Source organism: Flavobacteriales bacterium, from assembly GCA_016712535.1.
Classification (GTDB): Bacteria; Bacteroidota; Bacteroidia; order Flavobacteriales_F; family PHOS-HE28; genus PHOS-HE28.
This window is the reverse complement of record JADJQW010000002.1, coordinates 2,096,669-2,117,299: the sequence shown is the minus strand read 5'-3', so window position 1 is coordinate 2,117,299 and position 20,631 is coordinate 2,096,669. Positions and strand designations below refer to the sequence as shown.

The 20,631-nt window shown below is 60.9% G+C and carries 21 protein-coding genes and 2 pseudogenes; 20 read left to right on the top strand and 3 right to left on the bottom strand.

The features are described from left to right. Positions 1–35 precede the first annotated feature (35 nt). The 7 genes and pseudogenes from nosZ (at position 36) to IPK70_08850 (ending at position 6,742) form a co-directional block, all read left to right on the top strand. Positions 36–2,028: pseudogene (nosZ, locus tag IPK70_08880) on the top strand (Sec-dependent nitrous-oxide reductase). Between the two features lie 90 nt (positions 2,029–2,118). After that, positions 2,119–2,689 (top strand): annotated as a pseudogene (locus IPK70_08875) (hypothetical protein). Then, positions 2,686–3,129, top strand: a complete 444-nt coding sequence (locus tag IPK70_08870) for a nitrous oxide reductase accessory protein NosL (protein ID MBK8227272.1) — start codon at positions 2,686–2,688, stop codon at positions 3,127–3,129. Before IPK70_08875 ends, IPK70_08870 begins: the two are co-directional and overlap by 4 nt. Before the next feature lie 8 nt (positions 3,130–3,137). After that, complete coding sequence (locus IPK70_08865; protein ID MBK8227271.1) at positions 3,138–4,511, top strand: nitrous oxide reductase family maturation protein NosD; 1,374 nt, start codon at positions 3,138–3,140, stop codon at positions 4,509–4,511. After that, entirely contained in the window at positions 4,504–5,244 is a 741-nt protein-coding gene (locus tag IPK70_08860) for an ABC transporter ATP-binding protein (protein MBK8227270.1), read from the top strand. The genes IPK70_08865 and IPK70_08860 overlap by 8 nt, the downstream gene beginning before the upstream one ends. A 69-nt stretch (positions 5,245–5,313) precedes the next feature. Beyond that, a complete protein-coding gene (locus IPK70_08855; GenBank protein MBK8227269.1) occupies positions 5,314–6,081 on the top strand; it encodes an ABC transporter permease in 768 nt (255 codons plus the stop codon). A 91-nt stretch (positions 6,082–6,172) separates the two neighbouring features. Beyond that, positions 6,173–6,742, top strand: a complete 570-nt coding sequence (locus tag IPK70_08850; GenBank protein ID MBK8227268.1) for a fasciclin domain-containing protein — start codon at positions 6,173–6,175, stop codon at positions 6,740–6,742. 219 nt (positions 6,743–6,961) lie between these two features. Here the strand turns inward: IPK70_08850 and IPK70_08845 are convergent, their stop codons facing one another. Then, complete coding sequence (locus IPK70_08845) at positions 6,962–7,654, bottom strand: hypothetical protein (protein ID MBK8227267.1); 693 nt, start codon at positions 7,652–7,654, stop codon at positions 6,962–6,964. Between the two features lie 574 nt (positions 7,655–8,228). Here IPK70_08845 and ccoS point away from each other — a divergent pair. The 9 genes from ccoS to IPK70_08800 all read left to right on the top strand — a co-directional run bounded on the left by ccoS (position 8,229) and on the right by IPK70_08800 (position 15,252). Next, positions 8,229–8,411, top strand: coding sequence for a cbb3-type cytochrome oxidase assembly protein CcoS (gene ccoS, locus IPK70_08840; GenBank protein MBK8227266.1), 183 nt, complete (start codon positions 8,229–8,231; stop codon positions 8,409–8,411). 3 nt (positions 8,412–8,414) lie between these two features. After that, positions 8,415–10,595 carry a cytochrome-c oxidase, cbb3-type subunit I gene (gene ccoN, locus IPK70_08835; protein ID MBK8227265.1) on the top strand — a complete coding sequence of 727 codons (2,181 nt, stop codon included), beginning with the start codon at positions 8,415–8,417 and terminating at the stop codon, positions 10,593–10,595. Between the two features lie 11 nt (positions 10,596–10,606). Next, a complete protein-coding gene (locus IPK70_08830; GenBank protein ID MBK8227264.1) occupies positions 10,607–10,807 on the top strand; it encodes a CcoQ/FixQ family Cbb3-type cytochrome c oxidase assembly chaperone in 201 nt (66 codons plus the stop codon). Continuing rightward, on the top strand, positions 10,797–11,975 hold the full coding sequence (locus tag IPK70_08825) for a c-type cytochrome (GenBank protein MBK8227263.1): 1,179 nt from the start codon (positions 10,797–10,799) through the stop codon (positions 11,973–11,975). Before IPK70_08830 ends, IPK70_08825 begins: the two co-directional genes overlap by 11 nt. Positions 11,976–12,190: 215 nt before the next feature. Then, positions 12,191–13,645: a cytochrome c oxidase accessory protein CcoG gene (ccoG, locus tag IPK70_08820; protein MBK8227262.1), complete on the top strand. Its 1,455-nt coding sequence runs from the start codon at positions 12,191–12,193 to the stop codon at positions 13,643–13,645. Continuing rightward, a complete protein-coding gene (locus IPK70_08815) occupies positions 13,642–14,079 on the top strand; it encodes a FixH family protein (GenBank protein MBK8227261.1) in 438 nt (145 codons plus the stop codon). Before ccoG ends, IPK70_08815 begins: the two co-directional genes overlap by 4 nt. Next, positions 14,076–14,783 (top strand): sulfite exporter TauE/SafE family protein, encoded by a 708-nt coding sequence (locus tag IPK70_08810; GenBank protein ID MBK8227260.1) that lies wholly within the window; start codon positions 14,076–14,078, stop codon positions 14,781–14,783. Before IPK70_08815 ends, IPK70_08810 begins: the two co-directional genes overlap by 4 nt. Positions 14,784–14,851: 68 nt before the next feature. Further along, positions 14,852–15,055 (top strand): DUF2892 domain-containing protein, encoded by a 204-nt coding sequence (locus tag IPK70_08805; GenBank protein ID MBK8227259.1) that lies wholly within the window; start codon positions 14,852–14,854, stop codon positions 15,053–15,055. Then, positions 15,052–15,252: a hypothetical protein gene (locus tag IPK70_08800; GenBank protein MBK8227258.1), complete on the top strand. Its 201-nt coding sequence runs from the start codon at positions 15,052–15,054 to the stop codon at positions 15,250–15,252. The genes IPK70_08805 and IPK70_08800 overlap by 4 nt, the downstream gene beginning before the upstream one ends. Here IPK70_08800 and IPK70_08795 read toward each other — a convergent pair whose 3' ends face one another. Next, positions 15,253–15,858, bottom strand: coding sequence for a Crp/Fnr family transcriptional regulator (locus IPK70_08795; protein ID MBK8227257.1), 606 nt, complete (start codon positions 15,856–15,858; stop codon positions 15,253–15,255). 112 nt (positions 15,859–15,970) lie between these two features. On the opposite strand from IPK70_08795, the gene IPK70_08790 reads away from it, so the two are divergent. Genes IPK70_08790 through IPK70_08775 form a run of 4 tightly spaced genes read left to right on the top strand, consistent with a single transcriptional unit; the run spans position 15,971 to position 19,562 of the window. Next, the gene (locus IPK70_08790) at positions 15,971–16,486 is read left to right on the top strand and encodes a cysteine dioxygenase family protein (protein ID MBK8227256.1); all 516 of its coding nucleotides are present in this window, start codon (positions 15,971–15,973) and stop codon (positions 16,484–16,486) included. Between the two features lie 35 nt (positions 16,487–16,521). Then, a complete protein-coding gene (locus IPK70_08785; GenBank protein MBK8227255.1) occupies positions 16,522–17,730 on the top strand; it encodes a PAS domain S-box protein in 1,209 nt (402 codons plus the stop codon). A 23-nt stretch (positions 17,731–17,753) separates the two neighbouring features. Next, on the top strand, positions 17,754–18,815 hold the full coding sequence (locus IPK70_08780) for a response regulator (GenBank protein MBK8227254.1): 1,062 nt from the start codon (positions 17,754–17,756) through the stop codon (positions 18,813–18,815). Positions 18,816–18,824: 9 nt separating this feature from the next. After that, complete coding sequence (locus tag IPK70_08775; protein ID MBK8227253.1) at positions 18,825–19,562, top strand: sulfite exporter TauE/SafE family protein; 738 nt, start codon at positions 18,825–18,827, stop codon at positions 19,560–19,562. A 14-nt stretch (positions 19,563–19,576) separates the two neighbouring features. Here the strand turns inward: IPK70_08775 and IPK70_08770 are convergent, their stop codons facing one another. Further along, positions 19,577–20,602, bottom strand: a complete 1,026-nt coding sequence (locus tag IPK70_08770; GenBank protein MBK8227252.1) for a tetratricopeptide repeat protein — start codon at positions 20,600–20,602, stop codon at positions 19,577–19,579. Between the last annotated feature and the right edge of the window lie 29 nt (positions 20,603–20,631).

The following is a 20,631-nucleotide window of genomic DNA, read 5'->3' as shown; positions in this document are numbered from 1 at the left end:
CCTCTCAAACACCAACGAACCACAACCAATCGACCATGAAACGCTCTCTTCTAATGACCGGGACCACCTTGGGCGTCATCGCGGGTGCCTTCCTATTGATCAACAGCCTGCCCGGCTGCCGCCCATCGGGCACCACGAAGAGCGTGGTGACCGGTGATGCCGCTTCCAAAGTGTATGTGAAGCCTGGAACGCACGATGAGTTCTACAACCTCGTGAGCGGCGGTTTCAGCGGCCAGCTCGCGGTCTATGGATTGCCAAGCGGGCGCCTGCTGCGCGAGGTCCCCGTGTTCAGCGTGGATCCTGAGAGTGGCTATGGCTACAGTGAGGAGTCCAAAGGCATGCTCACCACCAGCCATGGGTTCATTCCTTGGGACGACAGCCACCACCCGAGCTATCGCAGACCGATGGAATCCCTGATGGAAAGTGGTGCCATCAATGGCAACAACACGCCACGATCGCGCTGGTGGACTCGGCACATTCCGCACCGGAAGCATCATTGAGATCCCGAATAGCGCTGGCAACCACAGCTCGCCCTTCACAACAGGCAACAGCGAGTATGTCGTGGCCGGCACCCGGTTCAGCGTGCCCATGGGCGATGACGCCTCACGCGATGTGCCCATCAAGACCTACAAGGAGAACTTCAAGGGCAACGTGAGCTTCATCCACCCCGAACCGGAGACGGGCAAAATGAGCATCGCCTTCCAGATCCTGACCCCCGGCGTGAACTTCGATCTGAGCCACGCCGGCAAGGGCCCCAGCGAAGGCTGGTTCTTCTTCAGCTGCTACAACACGGAGCAAGCCTACAGCCTCTTGGAGGTGAACGCCAGCCAGCGCGACAAGGATTTCATCATGGCCGTGAACTGGAAGATGGCCGAGCAGCTCGCCAAGGACGGAAAGGGCAAGCGCGTTCCGGGCAAGCACCACAGCAACTGGTGGAATGAGAAGACCCACAGCACCGAGACAACGGTGTATGACGATGTGCTCCAACTCGACCCCAAAGACCATCCCGGGCTGGTGTACTTCATGCCTTGCCCGAAGAGCCCGCACGGCTGCGATGTGGACCCCTCTGGCAAGTACATCGTTGGCAGCGGCAAGCTGGCTGCCTTGATCCCGGTGTTCAGCTTCGAGAAAATGCAGAAGGCCATTGCGGCCAACGAGGTCGAAGGCGACTTCGCCGGCATCCCGGTCCTCAAGTATGAAAGCGTGCTGCATGGAGAGGTGAAGAAGCCAGGGCTCGGGCCGCTGCACACCGAATTCGACGCCAACGGAAACGCCTATACCAGCTTCTTCGTGAGCAGCGAGATCGTGAAGTGGAACGTGGAGAAGCTGGAGGTGGTGGACCGCGTGCCCACCTATTACAGCATCGGCCATCTGTGCGTTCCGGGAGGCGACAGCAAGAAGCCTTGGGGTAAATACGTGATCGCTTATAACAAGATCACCAAAGACAGGTACCTGCCCACCGGCCCTGAGCTCACGCAGAGCGCACAGCTTTACAGCATCGACGGGGACAAGATGGAGCTGCTGCTGGACTTCCCCACCACCGGTGAGCCGCACTATGCGCAGGCCATCCCTGCCGATCTGGTGAAACCGCGCGAAGTGAAGTTCTTCAAGATCGAGGAGAACGAGCACCCCTATGTGGCCAAAGGCGAGAAGGAGACCAAGATCGAGCGCCGTGGCAAGGAGGTGCATGTGTGGATGACGACCATCCGCTCGCACTTCGCGCCAGACAACATCGAGGGCATTAAGCTGGGCGATGAAGTGTACTTCCACGTGACCAACCTGGAGCAGGACTGGGACGTGCCGCACGGCTTCGCCATCAAGGGAGCGGCGAATGCCGAGCTGCTTATCATGCCGGGAGAGACGCAGACGCTGAAATGGGTGCCAACTCGGGTTGGTGTGACACCCATGTATTGCACGGACTTCTGCTCCGCGCTTCATCAAGAGATGCAAGGCTACGTCCGCGTTTCCCCTGCCAATAGCAATGTGCCTTTGACCGCCCTCACGGTATCCGTGGACGCGGAGCTCTAGTACTGGTCCGCATCACCCAACAGTGACCACGGCCCCGGTTCATGCCGGGGCCGTGGCCCTGAAGCGGCAGACACCATCCACCCGAACACCATGAAGCCCATCTCACGCATCATGATCGCCGTGGCGGCGCTGAGCTTGCTCGTGCTGCTCTTCGTGCCCATCTGGCGGATTGACCTGCAGGCACCTCAATATCCCGAGGGGCTCTACCTGCAGATCTTCGCTGACCGCTTCGCGGGCGATGTGGAGAAGATAAACGGCCTCAATCACTACATCGGGATGGGGCATATCCACGATGATATGTTCCCCGAGTTCGCGGTGCTCCCTGTTGCTGATGGCGCTGGCCGCTTTCGGCGTCCTGGCCGCGCTCTGGGGCAAGCGGTGGGCGCTGTTCATGGGCCTGGTCACGCTTTCCCTCTTCGGCCTGTGGGCGCTTTGGGACATGTACCGCTGGGGCTACGAGTACGGTCACAACCTCGACCCGCGAGCCGCGATCAAGGTGGAGGACATGACCTACCAGCCGCCGCTCATAGGCCACAAGCAATTGCTGAATTTCGATGCCTGGTCCACCCCTGATGTTGGCGGTTGGGTGCTCTTCGGTGTGATGGCGCTGCTGATCGGCGTGTACATCATGGAGATCCGTTTCAATCCTCACAAGCGATGAAGGCCCGCAACATCCTGATCGCCCTGCTGCTCATGCCTGCGCTCTGGTCATGCGGCCAGCGAACGCCCACGATTGATTTCGGCAAGGCTGAATGCGCCCACTGCCGCATGAATGTGGTGGACCGCCAGTTCGGTGCGGCACTGGTGACCGAGAAGGGCCGGCAGTACGTATTCGATGATGTCTCGTGCATGGTGCGTTTCGTACTCAACGGTTCAGTTGCAGAGGACCAGGTGAAGGCCTGGTACGTCTGCGATCACGACCGGCCCGGCACCTTGATCGATGCCACCACCGCTCGCTACCTCCATGGCCCTGCGTTCCGCAGCCCGATGCGCGGGGATATCGCAGCCTTCTCGGATGAATCCGCCAGGTCCGCTGTTGCACCCGAGGAGGGATCGACCACCATGGATTGGACGATGACGCGTCAACGATTGTCTGAGTAAGCGTACCGATGCGGATAGGGCTGATCGCGCTCCTGGCCTGCATGGCGCACGGTCCTTTGGCTGCGCGTAGCTGGACTTATCGGCCCGGAACGTCAGGCACGCTGCAGCAGCTGATAGGGAAGGCAGCGGCAGGCGATACCATCAGGGTAAAAGGCACCGTGAGCGAAGGGTCCATCCACGTGGACCGCCCATTGGTGCTGCTCGGCGGTGCTGATGCGATCATCGATGGAGCGGGGAAGGGCGACGTGCTGCGTATCACCGCGGACAACGTCACCGTGCGCGGCCTCACCATCAGGGGTTCGCGCCGCAGCAACCTCGACGACCTGGCGGGCATCAAGGTGAATGAGTGCCGCGGCGTGGTGATCGCGGACAACTTCGTGGACCGATGCTTCTTCGCCATCTACCTCAGCGGTGCGAAGGATGCGCTGATCGTGGGCAACACCGCGCTGGGTGAACCGGGCGACGAGGACCATATGGCCAATGGCATTCACTTGTGGAAATGCAGCAACGCCACCATCCGCGACAATCGGATCGAATACCACCGCGACGGCATCTACTTCGAGTTCGTCACGGATTCGCGCATTACCGGCAACACCTCATTGCACAACCTGCGCTACGGATTGCACTTCATGTTCAGCCACCGCGATGCCTACGATGGCAACCACTTCGAGGATAACGGGGCCGGCGTGGCAGTGATGTTCAGCAAGGAGATCGCCATGCGCCGCAACCGCTTCCTGGCCAACCGCGGCGCGAGCGCTTATGGATTGCTGCTGAAGGAGATCAATGATGGCGAGATCATCGGCAATGCGTTCCTGGACAATACCACGGGAATCATGATCGATGGCTGCAACCGGATCGATGTGCGCGACAACGAGCTCCGGCTGAACGGGTGGGCGCTTCGGCTCTTCGCCAATGCCATCGACTGCGACTTCCAGGGAAACGCGTTCGCGGGCAATACCTTCGACGTGAGCACCAATGGGTCGCTTGTCCCGAATACCATGAACGGGAATTATTGGGACCGCTACTCGGGCTACGATCTGGACCGCGATGGCTTCGGCGATGTGCCCCACCGGCCGCTGGGCTTCTTCACCCTGCTGGTCGAGAAACAGCCTTACGCCATGGTCTTCTCGCGCAGCCTCTTCGTTTCGTTGCTCGATCGCGCTGAGCGCCTGATCCCGTCGCTGACGCCTGAGAGCATGAAGGACGACGAACCGTTGATGCGCCCGCCAGCGCTCTTGGGCAGCACCGGCGATCAAGTGCATATGCGTGCCAAGCTGACTTCAGAGTTCCCAGCTTCCAATGGCGCTCCCGTAGCGGTCCTATTGTTCTTTGCTGGTGCGGCGCTCATCGTTTCACGGAGGCTGATCGCGCGCCATGGCTGATACGCGGGTCACTTTCGAGGGAGTCGGAAAGCGCTACGGCAAGCTCTGGGCCTTGCGCAACATAGAGTGCGCATTCCGTCCCGGAGAGGTCATCATGCTCATCGGTCCGAATGCCAGCGGTAAGACCACATTGATCAAGTGCTTGCTTGGATTGGTGAGTCCCACGGAAGGTCGAATCACGGTGAACGGTGAGGCTATCGGCAGCGACCCGGCCTACCGCACGGCGATCGGCTACATGCCTCAGATATCACAGTATCCAGCTACGCTCACCATCGGCCAATTGCTCGAGATGATGGCCGACGTCCGTGGGATGAGCAAGGGCGAACCCGACGACGGTCTCGTGGAAGGTCTTGGATTGTCCGCTCAGTTGGACAAGCGCCTTTCAAGCTTGAGCGGCGGGACCAAGCAGAAGGTGAGCGCTGTTCTCGCTTTGCGTTCGCGTCCGAGCATCCTGGTGATGGATGAGCCCACGGCGGGCCTTGATCCGCTTTCGTCCATGCGGGTGCTGGAACACGCCGCAGCCGTGCGCGATGCCGGAGGAACGGTGCTCATCACCTCGCACTTGATGGAAGAGGTCGAGGCGCTTGCCGATCGAGTGGCCTACTTGGATGAGGGCTCCTTGAGATTCCTTTTGCCGGTTCAGGAGATCCTGGAACGTACGGATGCGAAACGCTTGTCGGAGGCATTGCCAAGGATCTTGGAGTCCAGGACATCTTCCATCGCCCAACGATGATTGACCGTTGCAGGGGGCTTCGTGCAAGGTGGATGGCCGTCAGTCTTCAACGGAATTAGGGCAGCCCGGATGCTGAAAGTCTTCAAATACACCCTCATCGATCTTGCGCGGAACCGCTTCGTGCTGGGTTATGCTGTATTGATGCTGCTGGTCGCGCAGGGACTATTCTCATTGGAGGGCGACCCGACCAAGGCCTTGCTGAGCCTTGTGCAAGTGGTCATGGCTCTGGTGCCGTTGATCGCCTTGGTATTCACCGTGGTCTATTTCTACGATATCCAGGAATTCACGCAACTGCTGGCCGTCCAGCCCATGTGTCGAGGCGCCATCCTCGGCGGACAGTTATTGGCGTTGGCAGTCGCGCTTCTGCTTGCCCAGGCCATTGGTCTTGGCTTGCCTCTGCTGGTCCACTCCCCTACCCTCGCCGCGCTGGTGCTATCATTCAGCGGCTCCGGCCTGGTGCTGGTCTTCATCTCCCTTGGTGCCCTGATCGCGCTGAAGCAACGGGAAAAGGCCCGCGGTGTCGGTGTGGCGTTGGCCATCTGGTTCCTCTTCGTTCTGGTGTACGACGCCTTGCTGATGTGGGGCATGTTCACCCTCAGCGACTATCCCATCGAGCCCTTCGTGGTGCCTTTGGCCGGCATCAATCCCATCGACCTGGCGCGAATCATGGTCATGCTCCAAGTGGATCTGGCCGCCATGATGGGCTACAGCGGCGCGGTCTACAAGAACTTCTTCGGCACTCAATTGGGCATGGCCGTTGCTGCACTGATCATGATGGTCTGGGTGCTCGTTCCAGGCTGGTCGGCCGTACGCGCCTTCAATCGGAAAGACCTCTGAATGGCCGGGGGGCAGCGCATGGGATGATGATAGTCATATTGCGGATGTGACCATCCTCGTTCTTTCGGACCGGCTAAACGACCAAACATCCATGAAGACCCTCAAATCAACAGGCGCACTGTTCGCAGTTATCGCGCTTCCATGCTTCATCGCTTGCGGTGGCAGTGAGACGCCTGCATCTGATGAATCAGCACCTGCAGTGAATGAACCCGGAGCTGGTCAGAGCGCGGTAAAAGACGAGCTCAGCCAGAAGAACGTGGTGCAGATCGCGGTTGCATCGCCGGACCACACCACCTTAGTGAAGGCCGTGCTCCACGTCAAGTATGAGGATGTGCTCGTGAACGCTGGACCATTCACCGTTTACGCACCGACCGATGCCGCCTTCAACGCATTGCCGCCTGGAACGCTCGATGACCTCATGAAGCCCGAGAACAAGGCCGCCTTGCAGAACATCCTGGAGTACCATGTGGCTGTTGGCGTATTCGCTCCGGATAAAATGGCCAACGGTCGCAAGCTGAACATGGCCAACCTTGCCGATACGAAATTCACGGTGGGCGAAGACGGCATCGTGATGATCAACGACGCGAAGGTGCTGGGCACAGCGCCCGCATCGAATGGCCTGGTGGTGGTGATCGACAAGGTGCTGTTGCCGCCGCAATGAGCGCATGGCCGATCCCCGAGTTACGGGAACGGTGAAAGTCAGCAGGGGCGTCCAGAAGGGCGCCCTTGCTGTTGGAGCTCGCCGCACCTGTGAATCGAAGGGTGAATTGCAGCCCATTGTGAACATCCGGGTCATGGGTTTCTGGTGGCCCGCGGTACTGTACGCAGGCTTGTTCACCTGGAAACAATGCGGTGCTATCGACCTTGCGATGGCGTCTATTCAGAGACGATATCCAGCGGTCACGCCAAGCGAGGCTATGGAAATGGCCTGCTTGAATGAGGCCGTGCCGGGCCCTAACGGCCCATCGATCTTCACCGAGCTGAAGTCCGCGTTCAAACCCTGATAGTCGACCCCTGCAAGCAAACAGAATCGTTCGGAGAGATTCACCTTGAAGCCCAGCGCCAGCATGCAGGTAGGCGCCGATGCCAGCCCTTCTTCCTGCTTGGCGAGCAGATTGCCATCGCGGGTGCTCACCTTCAACGTGGGCGAGGAAACACCGGCGAAGCCAACGAGCAGCCGCGTTGTGAAGGACCATTTCTCGTTCAGCGGGAAGGCGCCCATGCCTCCGACGAGCAGACTGCCGGTGACCCATAGGCCGGGTTCCACCTTCAAGTCCAATCCTCCAAGGCTATTGTTGAAGTCGGACTTGAGGGCCTTGTCATTCGTCGCGTTCCCCGTGCCGCGCACAATCGCCGCTACTCCGAATCGCTCGCTCAGCAGATAGCCGAACTCGAGTTGGATCGCGGCGCCATCGCTGGCATACCCCGCGCGCTCCCCTTCAGTGCTCCTGAACTCGCCCAACGGGGATGCAACGCCGAACCCTAGTCCGAGATGGCCCTTGGGCTCATCCTGGGCTTGGATGATGCATGGGCTTGTGGTGATCACGAGTGCCATGATCGACTTGAGCTTCATGCTGCCAAGATGAGGATTTGGGCAAGTTGCCGAAACGGGGTGCGATGAATGGTGCAAAGCCGGGTGGATAACTCAGCCTTCATGTCGACTCACCTCATCAAGCGCGCAGCTCCATGGTTGCCGGGCAGCCACAAGGTGTCTTCGAAGCTTGAGATGGATCTCCTCTGCAGGCTCCTTTGCGTAACTGCCCACCCGTCGCTTTGAGGCGCTGCCGAAGCAATGGCCTAGTCCCAAGGTATCGTTGACGCTGCACTGAGCCTGGCGAAGCAAGAAGGCTGAACAGGGTGAGACATCATTGGAAGATGCATAGGTCCGCTTTGGTCAAGAGTGCTGACCCCGCAGGCTGCTCATGGCATGAACTCCTGATGCAAGGCAGCGGTTCATCAAGCATCTGGGCCCCGAACGCGGCGGTCTTCATCTCCACTAGTTCGCAGTTGGTTGAAACTGCGAAAGAAATGGAGACGACTAGGCTGATCACGGGCCTGGCCTGACGGATGTCAGCATGGCTCATGACCAACCTCAGATTGCGACACTTGCGTGACAGTCACTTTCGCCGCGCAAAGGACGATCCTTGATGAGCGTCATCTTCCTCCTGATCGCCGTGAGCACCGTGGTGGCGCTCTTCTTCCTGGCGGCCTTCGTGAAGGCCGTGAAGAGCGGCCAGTTCGATGATGACCGCTCCCCTGCCGTGCGCATGCTGAATGACCAACCGCCCGCTCCAGCCACTGAAGCGGGCCCCACCTCCACCAATCCCTGAGCGATGACTGAGCGCTTCCAGTACGACAACCGCATCGTCAAGAACTTCCTCTTCGTCACCATCCTTTGGGGCATCGTGGGCATGCTCGTGGGGCTGATCGCCGCCGTGCAGATGGTGGCGCAGAACACGCCGCCCGATGCCTGGTACTTCTGGATCGTGCGGCCCTTCACCTGGCTGGGCGAACTGGAATGGACCAAGTTCGGCCGCATCCGTCCGCTGCACACCAACGCCGTGATCTTCGCCTTCGTCGGCAACGCCATTTTCGCCGGCGTGTACTACAGCCTGCAACGGCTGCTGAAGGCGCGCATGTTCAGCGATGCGCTCGGCAGGATCCATTTCTGGGGCTGGCAGCTCATCATCGTGCTCGCCGCCGTGACGCTCCCGCTGGGCCTGACCACCGGCAAGGAGTATGCGGAGCTCGAGTGGCCCATCGATATCCTGATCACGTTGGTGTGGGTGGTATTCGGCATCAACATGTTCGGCACCATCCTCAAGCGGCGCGAGCGGCATCTGTATGTGGCCATCTGGTTCTACATCGCCACCTGGGTCACGGTGGCCATGCTGCACATCACCAACAGCATCGAGCTGCCCATCTCGCTCACCAAGAGCTACAGCTGGTACGCCGGGGTGCAGGATGCACTGGTGCAGTGGTGGTACGGCCACAACGCGGTGGCCTTCTTCCTGACCACGCCCTTCCTCGGCCTCATGTACTACTTCATGCCGAAGGCCGCCAACCGGCCGGTTTACAGCTACAAGCTCTCGATCATCCATTTCTGGGCGCTCATCTTCCTGTACATCTGGGCGGGCCCGCACCACTTGATCTACAGCGCGCTGCCCGATTGGGCGCAAAGCCTGGGCACGGTATTCAGCATCATGCTCATCGCGCCGAGCTGGGGCGGCATGCTCAACGGATTGCTCACCCTGCGCGGCGCATGGGACCGCGTGCGCGAGGACCCCGTGCTCAAGTTCATGGTGGTGGCCGTGACCTGCTACGGCATGGCCACCCTTGAGGGGCCGCTGCTGAGCCTGAAGAGCTGGAATGCCATGGCCCACTTCACCGATTGGATCATCGCCCACGTGCACATCGGCGGGATCGGCTGGAACGGCATGCTCACTTTCGGCATCGTGTACTGGATGGTGCCGCGCCTCTTCGGCACCAAGCTCTACAGCGTGAAACTGGCCAACACGCACTTCTGGTTCGGCACCCTGGGCATCGTGTTCTACGCCATCCCCTTGTACCTCGCCGGATTCTGGCAAAGCGGCATGTGGAAGCAGTTCACGCCGGACGGCTACCTCGTGTACAAGAACTTCCTCGATACCGTGGTGGAGATCAAGCCGGCCTACTGGCTGCGGGCGCTGGGAGGCCTGCTCTACCTCACGGGCGCCTTCATCATGGTGTACAACGTGGTGAAGACCGTGAAGAGCGGCAAGCTCATCGCGAACGAGGATGCCGAAGCACCTGCTTTGGAGAAAGTCGCCCCCGAGGATGGCGGTTACTGGCACCGCTGGATCGAGCGCCGACCCATCCAGATGCTGGTGATCAGCCTGGTGCTCGTGGCCATAGGCGGCCTCTTCGAGATGGTGCCCACCTTCCTGGTGAAGAGCAACATCCCCACCATCACGCATGTGAAGCCCTATACGCCGCTCGAGCTGCAGGGCCGCGACATCTATGTGCGCGAAGGCTGCTACACCTGCCACAGCCAGATGATCCGGCCCTTCCGCAGCGAGACCGAGCGCTATGGGGAATACGCCAAGGCCGGCGAGTTCGTGTACGATCACCCCTTCCAATGGGGCAGCAAGCGCACCGGCCCAGACCTGCTCCGCGAAGGAGGGAAGTACGGCCACAGCTGGCACTACTACCACATGTACGACCCCACCAGCATGAGCCCGGGATCACTGATGCCGCCGTATGCGCACCTCTATGAGCACGACCTCGACACCACCACCACCAAGAAGAAGATCGAAGCCATGCTCACCATGGGCGTGCCCTATGACCAGGAGCCCTATGGCCCCGGCTTCGCTGAGCGCGCCAACGACCATCTGATCCAACAGCGCGACGGCATCGTCGAAGGGTTGAAGAAGGATGGCATCGATGCGCCAGCGGACAAGGAGATCATCGCGCTGATCGCCTACCTGCAGCGCCTCGGCACCGACATCCAGGCCAAGGAAACCGCCCAACAATAGCACCTGAAGCCATGCTCAAGTTCATCAAAGGGCACATGACCTCCATCGATCACGTGGACCTCTTCCCGGTGCTCGCCTTCATCCTCTTCTTCTCCCTGTTCGTCGGCGTGCTCTTCTGGGTTCGCGCCATGCGACGGGACCAAGTCGACCACATGAGCTCACTGCCTTTGGCTGATGATGCCGCTAATGCCACCACGAACCATGCGCACTGAACCTGCCCGACTTCACCGGGCGCTGGCAACCGCCGCCCTGGTAACCGTTGCGATCACCGCTGCCGCGCAGGATGCGGCGCCAGCCGCCACCGATCAGCCGCTGATCCCGGTGAGCGGCACCGTGAACTACGTGATGATGGGATTGGCCGTGGTGCAAGTTGTGCTGATCCTGGCCATGAGCTCGATCCTGCGCACCATGATGGGCAGCACGGGCTGGATGCGCAAGCTCACCGAGCGGCACAGCAAAGCCGCTGTGCTCCTTCCCTTCCTGCTCCTTGCAGGAAGCGCGCAAGCACAGGCCTACGTGGAGCCGACGGCGACCATGAGCCACCAGGAGCTCTTCTACCTGCTGCTCGTGATCAATGTGTTCCTCTTCATCGTGCTCATGGTGCAGATCAATCTCCTTCGCGGCACCATGCGCGCTATCACCGGGGTATTCGAGGAGCAAGGCAGCACCAGCGCCGTCGCATCGAAACGCCCATCGATCGCGGCGAAGCTCATGGATGCCCTTACCCGCCGGCCAGCCAAGGAGGTGGAGGAGCGCGACCTGCTCATGCATCATGAATATGACGGCATCCGCGAATTGGACAACGTGCTTCCGCCGTGGTGGGTGTGGCTCTTCTATGGCACCATCGCATGGGGCGTGCTCTACTTGGTGAACATGCACGTGACCGGTACATGGAACGATTCGAAGGAGGAGTACGTTGCCGAGATGGAGCAGGCGAAGGCCGATGTGGCTGCCTTCGTGGCGAAGGCCGGAGCGTCGGTGGATGAGAACACCGTGACCTTGACCGACGACGCAAGCGCCCTTGCTGCCGCGAAGGAGACCTTCACCACGTACTGCGCGGCCTGCCATGGCGCTGATGGCGCAGGCTCCGAGACCAGTGTTGGCCCCAACCTCACCGATGCCTATTGGTTGCATGGCGGCGGGGTGAAGGACGTCTTCAAGACCATCAAGTACGGTGTGCCGGCCAAAGGCATGATCAGCTGGAAGAGCCAGCTGAAGCCGAACGAGATCCAGGCCATCGCCAGCTACATCCTCAGCCTGCAAGGCTCCGGAGGCCCCACGCAGAAAGCACCTCAGGGCGAATTATGGAAGGATGCTGCAGCTCCCGTAGACTCCACGGCCACCATGATCGATACGGTGCAGGTGGCCATGAAGAACTGAAGATCACGTTCCTTGGTTCCGGGCGCTCCTTCAGGGCGCCCGGTTCATTTATGACGGATCCCGGGCATAACCATCGCATCGAGTCCAGCGTGACCGATATCACGCATCGGAACTGACGGTTGTCAGCCCATCCGACGCACAGACCCGGAGTTTTGCGGTCGACTGAGCATCGTGGCTGACAATCATCACTGAACGCGGCTCCTAAACCGAACCGAATGGCCCAGCAACCCGCACACGCTGCTCGCGATGCCCGCGCCGAAGCCTCTCGCGACGAGAGCTTCCGCGACTCCATCAGCACGGTGGACAAGCGAGGCAAGCGCATTTGGGTCTACCCGAAGAAACCAAGCGGCAAGTGGACCACGCGCAGGCAATGGTTCGCTTACTCCCTGCTCGCGCTCCTGTTCGCCGGCCCCTTCTTGCGCATCGGTGGCGAGCCGCTGCTGATGATCAATGTGATCGAGCGGCGCTTCGTCTTCTTCGGGCAGACTTTCTGGCCCCAGGACTTCCTGATCTTCGTTGTGGGCTTCCTCGCCTTCATTGTCTTCGTTGCGCTGTTCACGGTGGCCTTCGGCCGCCTCTTCTGCGGATGGGCCTGTCCGCAAACGGTGTTCATGGAGCAAGTGTTCCGCCGCATCGAGTATTGGATCGAAGGAGACTGGAAGCACCAGCAACTCTTGAACAAGGCGCCGATGTCGGCTGAGAAGCTGGGAAAGAAGACAATCAAGCACCTTTCCTTCTTCAGCATCAGCTTCATCATCGGCAACACCTTCCTCGCCTACCTCATCGGCAGCGATGAGCTCACCCGCATCATCACCGAGCCGCCAGCGGAGCATGCCACTGGCCTCATCGCCATGCTGGCCTTCAGCGGTGCCTTCTACGGGAACTTCGCCTTCTTCCGTGAACAGGCCTGCACCACCGTCTGCCCATACGGCCGTTTGCAGGGCGTGCTGCTCGACCGCAAGAGCGTGGTGATCGCGTACGACCACAAGCGAGGCGAGCAGCGCTCGGGCTGGCGCAAAGGAGAGGATCGAAACGCCGTGGGCAAGGGCGATTGCATCGATTGCAAGGCCTGCGTGCACGTATGCCCGACAGGCATCGACATCCGCAATGGCACCCAGCTCGAATGCGTGAACTGCACCGCATGCATCGATGCGTGCGACCACATCATGGACAGCGTGGGCCTGCCCAAGGGATTGGTGCGCTACGCCAGCGAGGATGAGATCACCGCGAAGAAGCCCTTCGCCTTCAACCTGCGCATGAAGGCCTACACCGCGGTGCTGCTGGTGCTGGTGGGCGCGCTCGGAGCGCTCATCGCCACGCGCAGCGAGACGCGCACCACCTTCCTGCGCACGCCGGGCATGCTGTTCCAGGAACGCCCCGATGGACGCGTGAGCAACCTCTACGCGCTGAAGGTGGCCAACAAGACGCCGCGCGAATTGCCCTTGCGATTCGAGGTGCTGAATGTCGATGGCGGCGAGGTGATGATCGTGGGCAGGCCCATCGTGCTGCAGCCCGGCGAACTCGCCAGCGGCGAGGTCTTCCTGATCCTGCCGAAGGATGCTGTGACGGCTATGAAGAACCGTGTGATCGTCGGTGTGTTCAGCGGTGAAAAGCTGCTGGAGAAAGTGACCACCTCTTTCGTCGGACCCATGAAACCGCCTGGAACATGAACTGGGGGAAAGGACTTGCAATCAGCCTGATCGCTTTCGCGGCGATGATGGCCGCATTCGGCATCGCCAGCGCACGCCGCACCGAATCGCTCGTCACCGAGGAGTACTACGCCGAGGAGCTGCGCTATCAGCAGCGCATCGATGCTCAGGGGCGCGCGCTATCGCTGAGCGCTCCGGTGGCGATCATGGTGGGAAAGGGCCGCTTGCGCATCCAATTCCCCGCTGAACTGGCAGGTAAAGCGATCACAGGCGAACTGCACCTGCTTCGGCCCAACGATGCGCGCGCTGACAAGAAGGTGGCCATCGCGGCGGACCAGGACGGCTTGTTCGAAACCCAGGCTTTGGACCTCTGGCCAGGCCGATACGACGCCTCCTTGGAATGGCAGTGCGGCGGCGTGACGTATCACAGCGCTGAGAAACTCGTTGTGCTATGAACCCATTGCTGGGCACGGCACTCCTGCTCGGCGTGGCAGGCAGTGCGCACTGCCTAGGCATGTGCGGCCCCATCGCGCTGGCCGTGCCCTCTCCCAGGCCCGATTGGCGCTCACGCCTTTCGAGCACGGTGCTCCTGAATAGCGGAAGGGTTGCGACGTATGCGCTCATCGGCGCTGCCTTCGGCTTCTTCGGACATGGATTGAGGCTCGTTGGCTTGCAGCAGGCGTCATCCATCATCGCCGGGATCATCCTGCTCCTGAGCGTTGCGGTGCCTGGCGCGCTCGAGCGCTGGCTTCCCGGATCGCGCGCTGCGCTGCTCATCGGCAGGTTGAGGTCTTCACTGGCCCGCAACCTGAAGCGGACCGCACCGGAGGCATTGGTGCTCACGGGCCTTCTCAATGGGCTCCTTCCTTGCGGCCTCGTTTATGCGGCGGCCATTGGATCTGCCGTGATGGGTGCAGCTGGTCAAGGCGCGCTTTACATGGTGCTCTTCGGCTTGGGCACATGGCCGATGCTCTTCGCCTTGCGCATGGGCAGCGGCTTGCTCGGACAGCATGCGCGACATGCTTTGCGCCGCGCATCACCGGTGCTGGTTGGCACAGTGGCCGTGCTGCTGGTGCTCCGCGGCTTGGAACTGGACATCCCCTACCTGAGCCCCGTTGGACCCCTGGTCGGTGCTGAAGCTGCAGTGTGCCATCCATAACCGCGTGATGATCCTCACCCTCCGCTTCCGCACCGCAGGGCATCTTTGGCCAAGCAACACCTGCTGACATGAAGCCGAACATGGGCACTGCCGATCGCGTGATGCGCGTCATCCTCGCCGCCGTGATGGCCATCCTCTACTTCACCGATACCGTTGGCGGCACCTTGGGCTTGGTACTGCTCGCGCTTGCGGCCGTCTTCCTGCTCACCAGCTTCATCCGCTTCTGCCCGCTCTATGCGCCATTCGGGATCAGCACCTGCAAGACGAAATGAGCAAAGCCTGGTTGATCACATTGGGCGCTGCGATCGCGGGAGCTGCAGCTGGCTTCATCTACTACAGCCTCGTGGGTTGCGCATCCGGGAGCTGTGCCATCACCAGCAGCCCGGTGAACAGCAGCCTATACGGAGCCTTGATGGGCGGCCTGCTGGCCAACTCTTTCGCAAAGAAGCAGCCCAAGGCACAGGACTGATCAAGCTACCGTGCTGACCAGCGTTATCGAACCGCGCGCTAGCTTCACCTTCCCGCGTTGAGCGAGCTGATGGAGGAGCCGGGTGATGACTTCCCGAGGGGAATTGAGCTCCTGCGCAACGTCCTGATGGGTCACCTTGAGGGTATGCTCGCCAGTGGCTTGGGCGCGCTTCACCAAGTATGTCCAGAGCTGCTCATCGAGGCGGGCAAAGGCCACCACCTCAATGGTCTCCAGGAGTTCATTGAATCGCTGATTCTGCGTATCGCTCACGAATCGGCGCCACTCGGGATAGACCATCCACTCCTCCATGAAGCGCGCGGGGATCATTACCAGCTCCGCATCCTCTTCAACGATGGCCACCACCGGGCTGGGCTGCATGCCGCTGCAGCAGTTCAAGCTCATGGCGCAGCTCTCGCCAGGCATGATGTGGTAAAGGAAGCGCTCCTGGCCTTTCGCATTCTGCGCCAGGATGCGCAGGCTGCCGCTCACGACAATGGGAATGTGGGTGATGGTGCTGCCCACGGTCATGAGCACCTCTCCGGCCTTCAATTGGCGGTGAACGCCCTCCCGCTCCAATGCCTTGGCGAGTTCTTCCGTCTTGAACATGGCGCCAAGCTATCATGCTTCATGCTTTCGCCTGACACTTGTCAGGAATGGCCTTCCGCCCCCCCGGTAGTTTCGCGATGCCAGGAGCCCTGACCTGTTGGGCGCGTGTATTATGTCCCCATACCCCATTCGATCCATCGATGAGCTGCTGAAGGAGCTGCTCCGCCATCGCGATCCGGAGTCCTACGGCCCCACCCTCCAGCGCTATGAAGTGCCCACGCGCGACTTGGAGCCGTATTTCCGTTGGAATCCGCGGCATTATACGCGGACGTGCATCCACCGGAACGACCAGTTCGAGCTCTTGGTGATCTGCTACGAACCCGGCCAACGCACGAGCATCCACGACTATGACAGCCAGACCGCGTGGATCCATCCGGTGATGGGCGAGGTGGTGGAAGAGTGCTATGCCACCATCCCTGAAGCTGGCCTAAGCCTGATCAATGCGCATCACATGGCCCCGGGCACGGATGATGTGCTCACGAACGGTCGCGCCATCCATCGATTCATCAATCCGGGCCCCGGTCGAGCGGTCACCTTGAATCTGTACGCCAAGCCCATGAGCAAATGGCGCGTGTATGATGAGCGCACAGGTGCAGCCATCATCTCGCCCGCCGGACCGCCACGATGAAGCGATTCCGGGAGATCGACGGCTACCTTGCCGCCATGCTGCGAAGCACGGATGGAACTTTCGCGGAATCCGATACCGCACGGGTCTGTGAGCTGCTGTTCATGACGGCCACCGAGGGACTCGTGGTTGTGGATGCCGACGGACGCATCATGATGCAGAACCCCAGCCTGGCACGCATGTTCGGCTTCGGCCATAATGAACTCCTCGGTCGCGGCATCGAGGACCTGCTGCCCGATGCGATCCGTGCGAAGCATGCCGCGCACCGCTCCGCTTACCACAAGAAGCCGGTGCAGCGCAGCATGGGCACAGGGATGGAACTCAGAGGCATGCGGCTGGATGGCAGCGTATTCCCAGTGGAGGTGAGCCTGAATCATTTCGAGGTGGATGGCAAGCGTTATGTGATGGCACTGGTCTCGGACATCACGTTGCGGCGGCTGGCTGAAGATGAACTGGTGCGAACCAATGTTGAGCTGGAAGACCGCGTGGAAAAGCGCACCAGCGAGCTGAAAGCAGCCCAAGAGGGGCTGAAAGGCGCCTTGGAGAAGGAGCGCGAGCTGCATGCGTTGAAAAGCCGCTTCGTGAGCATGGCGAGCCATGAGTTCCGCACGCCCTTGAGCACCATCATGGGCAGCATCGACTTGATCGCGCGCTACGCCAGCGAAGACGAGAAGGTGGACAAGCATGTGAAACGCATCCGCTCGAAGGTGCGCGAGCTCACGGCCATGCTCAACGAATTCCTCTCGCTCGAACGGATAGAGCAGGGCGTCGTGCAGGTGCAGCCCGCAGAGGTCGATGTGGTGCACCAATGCATCGAGCAGATCGAGGAATTGCGGGGCTTGGCGAAGCCGGGCCAGCACATCGACTACGACCACGACGGCCAGGAGCGCGTGATCTCCACGGACGCGCAGATGCTCGGGCATGTGGTCTCGAACCTGGTGAGCAACGCGGTGAAGTACAGCCCGGCCGGAACGCCTGTCGTGCTCCGCACTTCCATCGACAAGGGGCGTCTCACCATCACCGTGACCGATCAGGGCGTGGGCATCCCCGCCGAGGACCAGCAGCACCTTTTCGACCGCTTCTTCCGCGGCAGCAACGTGACCACCATCCAAGGCACAGGACTCGGGCTCAACATCGTGAAACGCTACCTGGACCTGCTCGGCGGCACCATCGCTTTCAAGAGCAAGCCGGGCGAGACCATCTTCACCGTAGATCTGCCGCAGCATTACGGGACCGCTTCCAACTGAACATCGATCACTCCTGCCCTCCCATGCGAACCATACTCCTGATCGAAGACGATGCCGATATGCGCGACAACACCGCCGAGATCCTCGAGCTCGCGAATTACCGGGTGATGAAGGCCGAGAACGGGCGCAGAGGGATTGAATTGGCGCGGAAGGAGAAGCCGGACCTGGTGCTCTGCGACATCATGATGCCCGAGCTCGATGGCTACAGCGTGCTGCACCTGCTCGGCAAGGACCCGGCAACCGCTGAATTGCCCTTCATCTTCCTCAGCGCGAAGACGGAGCGGGGCGATATCCGCAAAGGCATGGAGCTGGGTGCGGATGACTACCTCACCAAGCCCTTCGAGGAAAGCGAATTGCTCAACGCGATCGAAGGTCGCCTGAAGCGCTCCGAGCTCTTCCGCAAAGGATTCGACGGTGGCGTGGATGGCTTGAACAAGTTCCTCGACCAAGCGCGCGGACTTGAGGCCTTGAAGGAGCTGAGCAAGGACCGCAAGGCACGCAAGCTGCCGGCCAAGGAGATGCTCTTCCACGAAGGTGATGAGCTGCGCCACGTCCCTTACCTCATCAGCGGCAAGGCGCGCACCTTCAAGATCAATAACGACGGGAAGGAATTCGTCACAGGCCTCCATGGCCCCGGCGATTTCATCGGCTACATGGGCTTGCTCGAAGGCGGATCCGCGCTGGAGGCCGCGGAGACCATGGAGGCCTGCGAAGTTGCGCTGGTGCCTCGCGAGGACCTGCTCGCCTTGCTGTACAAGGACCGCGATGTGAGCATCCGTTTCATCAAGATGCTTGCCCGCGACGTGAAGGAGAAGGAACAGCACCTTCTGCAGCTCGCGTATGCAAGCGTGCGCCAGCGGGTTGGCCAGGCCCTGTTGCGCATCCATGCACGCTACGCGGAGAAGCAAACCAACGCGCTCGGCGTGAAGATCAGCCGTGAGGACCTGGCCAGCGTAGTAGGCACTGCGACTGAGTCGCTGATCCGCTGCTTGACGGACCTCAAGGATGAGGGCATGATCGAGACCCAAGGGCGAGAGATCATGATCAAGAACATGGCGAAGCTGGAGCAGTTGGCCAGCCGTTAAGTTCGGGGCGTGGCTCCTGAGGCGATCGCCTTCTTCGTGCTGCTGCTTGCAGCGGAAGTGCTCGGCACCGTCGGGGGCTTCGGTTCCAGCATGCTCGTGATGCCGCTCGCAGGGTTCTTCCTGCCCTTCGATCAGGCTTTGGGACTCACAGCACTGTTCCATGTGTTCAGCAACGGCGCCAAGATGGTCCTCTTCCGAGAAGGGGTCTCACGCTGGCTCCTCCTTTGGCTCGGGATTCCAGCCGTCATCGGAGTCATCGTGGGCGCGCGGCTCACGGCGCGATTCGATGAGCGCATGCTCTCCTTGCTGCTTGGTGCACTGCTCGTATGCATGGGCGTGCTGCTGCTCATCCGTAGCCAATGGAAACTGAAGGCCACGAGGGGCAATGCCATTTGGGGCGGGGCGGTCAGCGGAGCCATTGCCGGATTGGCAGGGACCGGAGGGGCGGTGCGCGGGGTCACACTGGCCGCATTCGGCCTCTCCAAGAATGCCTTCGTGAGCACCAGTGCATGGATCGACATGGGCGTGGACCTGAGCCGTTCCGTTGTGTATGCCTCACAGGGCTTCATGTCCGCTGGTGTGCTCGCCTACCTGCCGGCCATGGCCGTGGCGAGTTTCGGCGGCAGCTGGATCGGCAAGCAATTGCTCGCGCGGATCCCGCAGGAGAGCTTCCGGAGAATCGTGCTCGGGCTGGTGGTGGCCATGGGCGCCATCTCCATTTGGCGAGCTTGGCCGCCGTCAGCCTGATCTCGCCGCGCTGCTCAGCGAGGCTTCACCTTCACTCCCTTCTCCGCTAGACGATTCAAGCCCAATGCGGCATCCGTGTACTGCGGATCCAATCGGATGGCCAGCCTGTAGTCCGCGTATGCGCTGTCGAGCTCTCCTTCCAACTCATAGGTGACGCCCCGGCTGTAATAAGCCTGCACGTACGTGGGCAGCTTCGCGATGGCCATGCTGAACTCGATCCGAGCCTCAGCGATGCGCCGCTGATGCTCCAACATGATGTACCCGGTGTTGTAATACGGCGCTGGGTAATCGGGATCGATCTCCTTCATGCGGGCGTATAGCGCGAGCGCCAAGCTGTCTCGGCCATGCTCCTGCGCATACATGGCCTTGTTATAGAGCGCCTCGATGCTCCCGGGGCGCAGAGCGATCGCGTTGTCGTAATAGGACAGCGCCAGGTCATTGTGCCTTGCAGCATGCAGCACACCGAGTGAAACGTAGCTATCGTACAGCTCAGGATCCCGCTCGATGGCGGTCTGGTAGCTGCTGATGGCCAAGTTCGTATCGCCCGCAAGCCGGTGTATCCAGCCCTTCAGGTTATAGGTGCTTCCGTTGAGGGGGTCTATGCGCAGCGCTTCGTTGGCCATGGCCATGGCATCCGTATAGCGCCCTTGCATCAGGTACACCTCACTGAGCTTCGACCGTGCGTCGATGCTCCCCGGCTCAACGGCAATGGCGCCTTTCAGTTCGGCTTCCGCATCCAGCACCCGCAGCTTGGTGAAGTACAGGCTGCCCAAGGCGATGCGCCATTCCGCGGAGAGGCTGTCGAGGGCGATGGCCCGCTTCCAATCCGCCTCAGCGAGACGCGTGCTATCGAGAGCTTCGAAGAAACGCGCGCGCATGGCGAAGGATCCCGGATCCGTCGGCCGCTCGATGATGCGCTGCTCGATCCAAGCGAGGCTTCCCTCCTGGGGCGCTTCCTCCGCTCCGGCTTCCGTTGCCGCATTGCACGCACCAAGGAGGATCAGCGGCAATGCCGCGAGGAAGGCGATAGGTTGTCCCATGGAAAGGCGAAGGCCCCGGTTTCACCATC

Excerpts from the sequence above, each read along its gene's own strand:
- IPK70_08870 (MBK8227272.1), top strand. The coding sequence starts at position 2,686 with ATGAAGGCCCGCAACATCCTGATCGCCCTGCTGCTCATGCCTGCGCTC.
- IPK70_08865 (MBK8227271.1), top strand. The coding sequence starts at position 3,138 with ATGCGGATAGGGCTGATCGCGCTCCTGGCCTGCATGGCGCACGGTCCT.
- IPK70_08860 (MBK8227270.1), top strand. The coding sequence starts at position 4,504 with ATGGCTGATACGCGGGTCACTTTCGAGGGAGTCGGAAAGCGCTACGGC.
- IPK70_08855 (MBK8227269.1), top strand. The coding sequence starts at position 5,314 with ATGCTGAAAGTCTTCAAATACACCCTCATCGATCTTGCGCGGAACCGC.
- IPK70_08850 (MBK8227268.1), top strand. The coding sequence starts at position 6,173 with ATGAAGACCCTCAAATCAACAGGCGCACTGTTCGCAGTTATCGCGCTT.
- IPK70_08845 (MBK8227267.1), bottom strand. The coding sequence starts at position 7,654 with ATGAAGCTCAAGTCGATCATGGCACTCGTGATCACCACAAGCCCATGC.
- ccoS (MBK8227266.1), top strand. The coding sequence starts at position 8,229 with ATGAGCGTCATCTTCCTCCTGATCGCCGTGAGCACCGTGGTGGCGCTC.
- ccoN (MBK8227265.1), top strand. The coding sequence starts at position 8,415 with ATGACTGAGCGCTTCCAGTACGACAACCGCATCGTCAAGAACTTCCTC.
- IPK70_08830 (MBK8227264.1), top strand. The coding sequence starts at position 10,607 with ATGCTCAAGTTCATCAAAGGGCACATGACCTCCATCGATCACGTGGAC.
- IPK70_08825 (MBK8227263.1), top strand. The coding sequence starts at position 10,797 with ATGCGCACTGAACCTGCCCGACTTCACCGGGCGCTGGCAACCGCCGCC.
- ccoG (MBK8227262.1), top strand. The coding sequence starts at position 12,191 with ATGGCCCAGCAACCCGCACACGCTGCTCGCGATGCCCGCGCCGAAGCC.
- IPK70_08815 (MBK8227261.1), top strand. The coding sequence starts at position 13,642 with ATGAACTGGGGGAAAGGACTTGCAATCAGCCTGATCGCTTTCGCGGCG.
- IPK70_08810 (MBK8227260.1), top strand. The coding sequence starts at position 14,076 with ATGAACCCATTGCTGGGCACGGCACTCCTGCTCGGCGTGGCAGGCAGT.
- IPK70_08805 (MBK8227259.1), top strand. The coding sequence starts at position 14,852 with ATGAAGCCGAACATGGGCACTGCCGATCGCGTGATGCGCGTCATCCTC.
- IPK70_08800 (MBK8227258.1), top strand. The coding sequence starts at position 15,052 with ATGAGCAAAGCCTGGTTGATCACATTGGGCGCTGCGATCGCGGGAGCT.
- IPK70_08795 (MBK8227257.1), bottom strand. The coding sequence starts at position 15,858 with ATGTTCAAGACGGAAGAACTCGCCAAGGCATTGGAGCGGGAGGGCGTT.
- IPK70_08790 (MBK8227256.1), top strand. The coding sequence starts at position 15,971 with ATGTCCCCATACCCCATTCGATCCATCGATGAGCTGCTGAAGGAGCTG.
- IPK70_08785 (MBK8227255.1), top strand. The coding sequence starts at position 16,522 with ATGCTGCGAAGCACGGATGGAACTTTCGCGGAATCCGATACCGCACGG.
- IPK70_08780 (MBK8227254.1), top strand. The coding sequence starts at position 17,754 with ATGCGAACCATACTCCTGATCGAAGACGATGCCGATATGCGCGACAAC.
- IPK70_08770 (MBK8227252.1), bottom strand. The coding sequence starts at position 20,602 with ATGGGACAACCTATCGCCTTCCTCGCGGCATTGCCGCTGATCCTCCTT.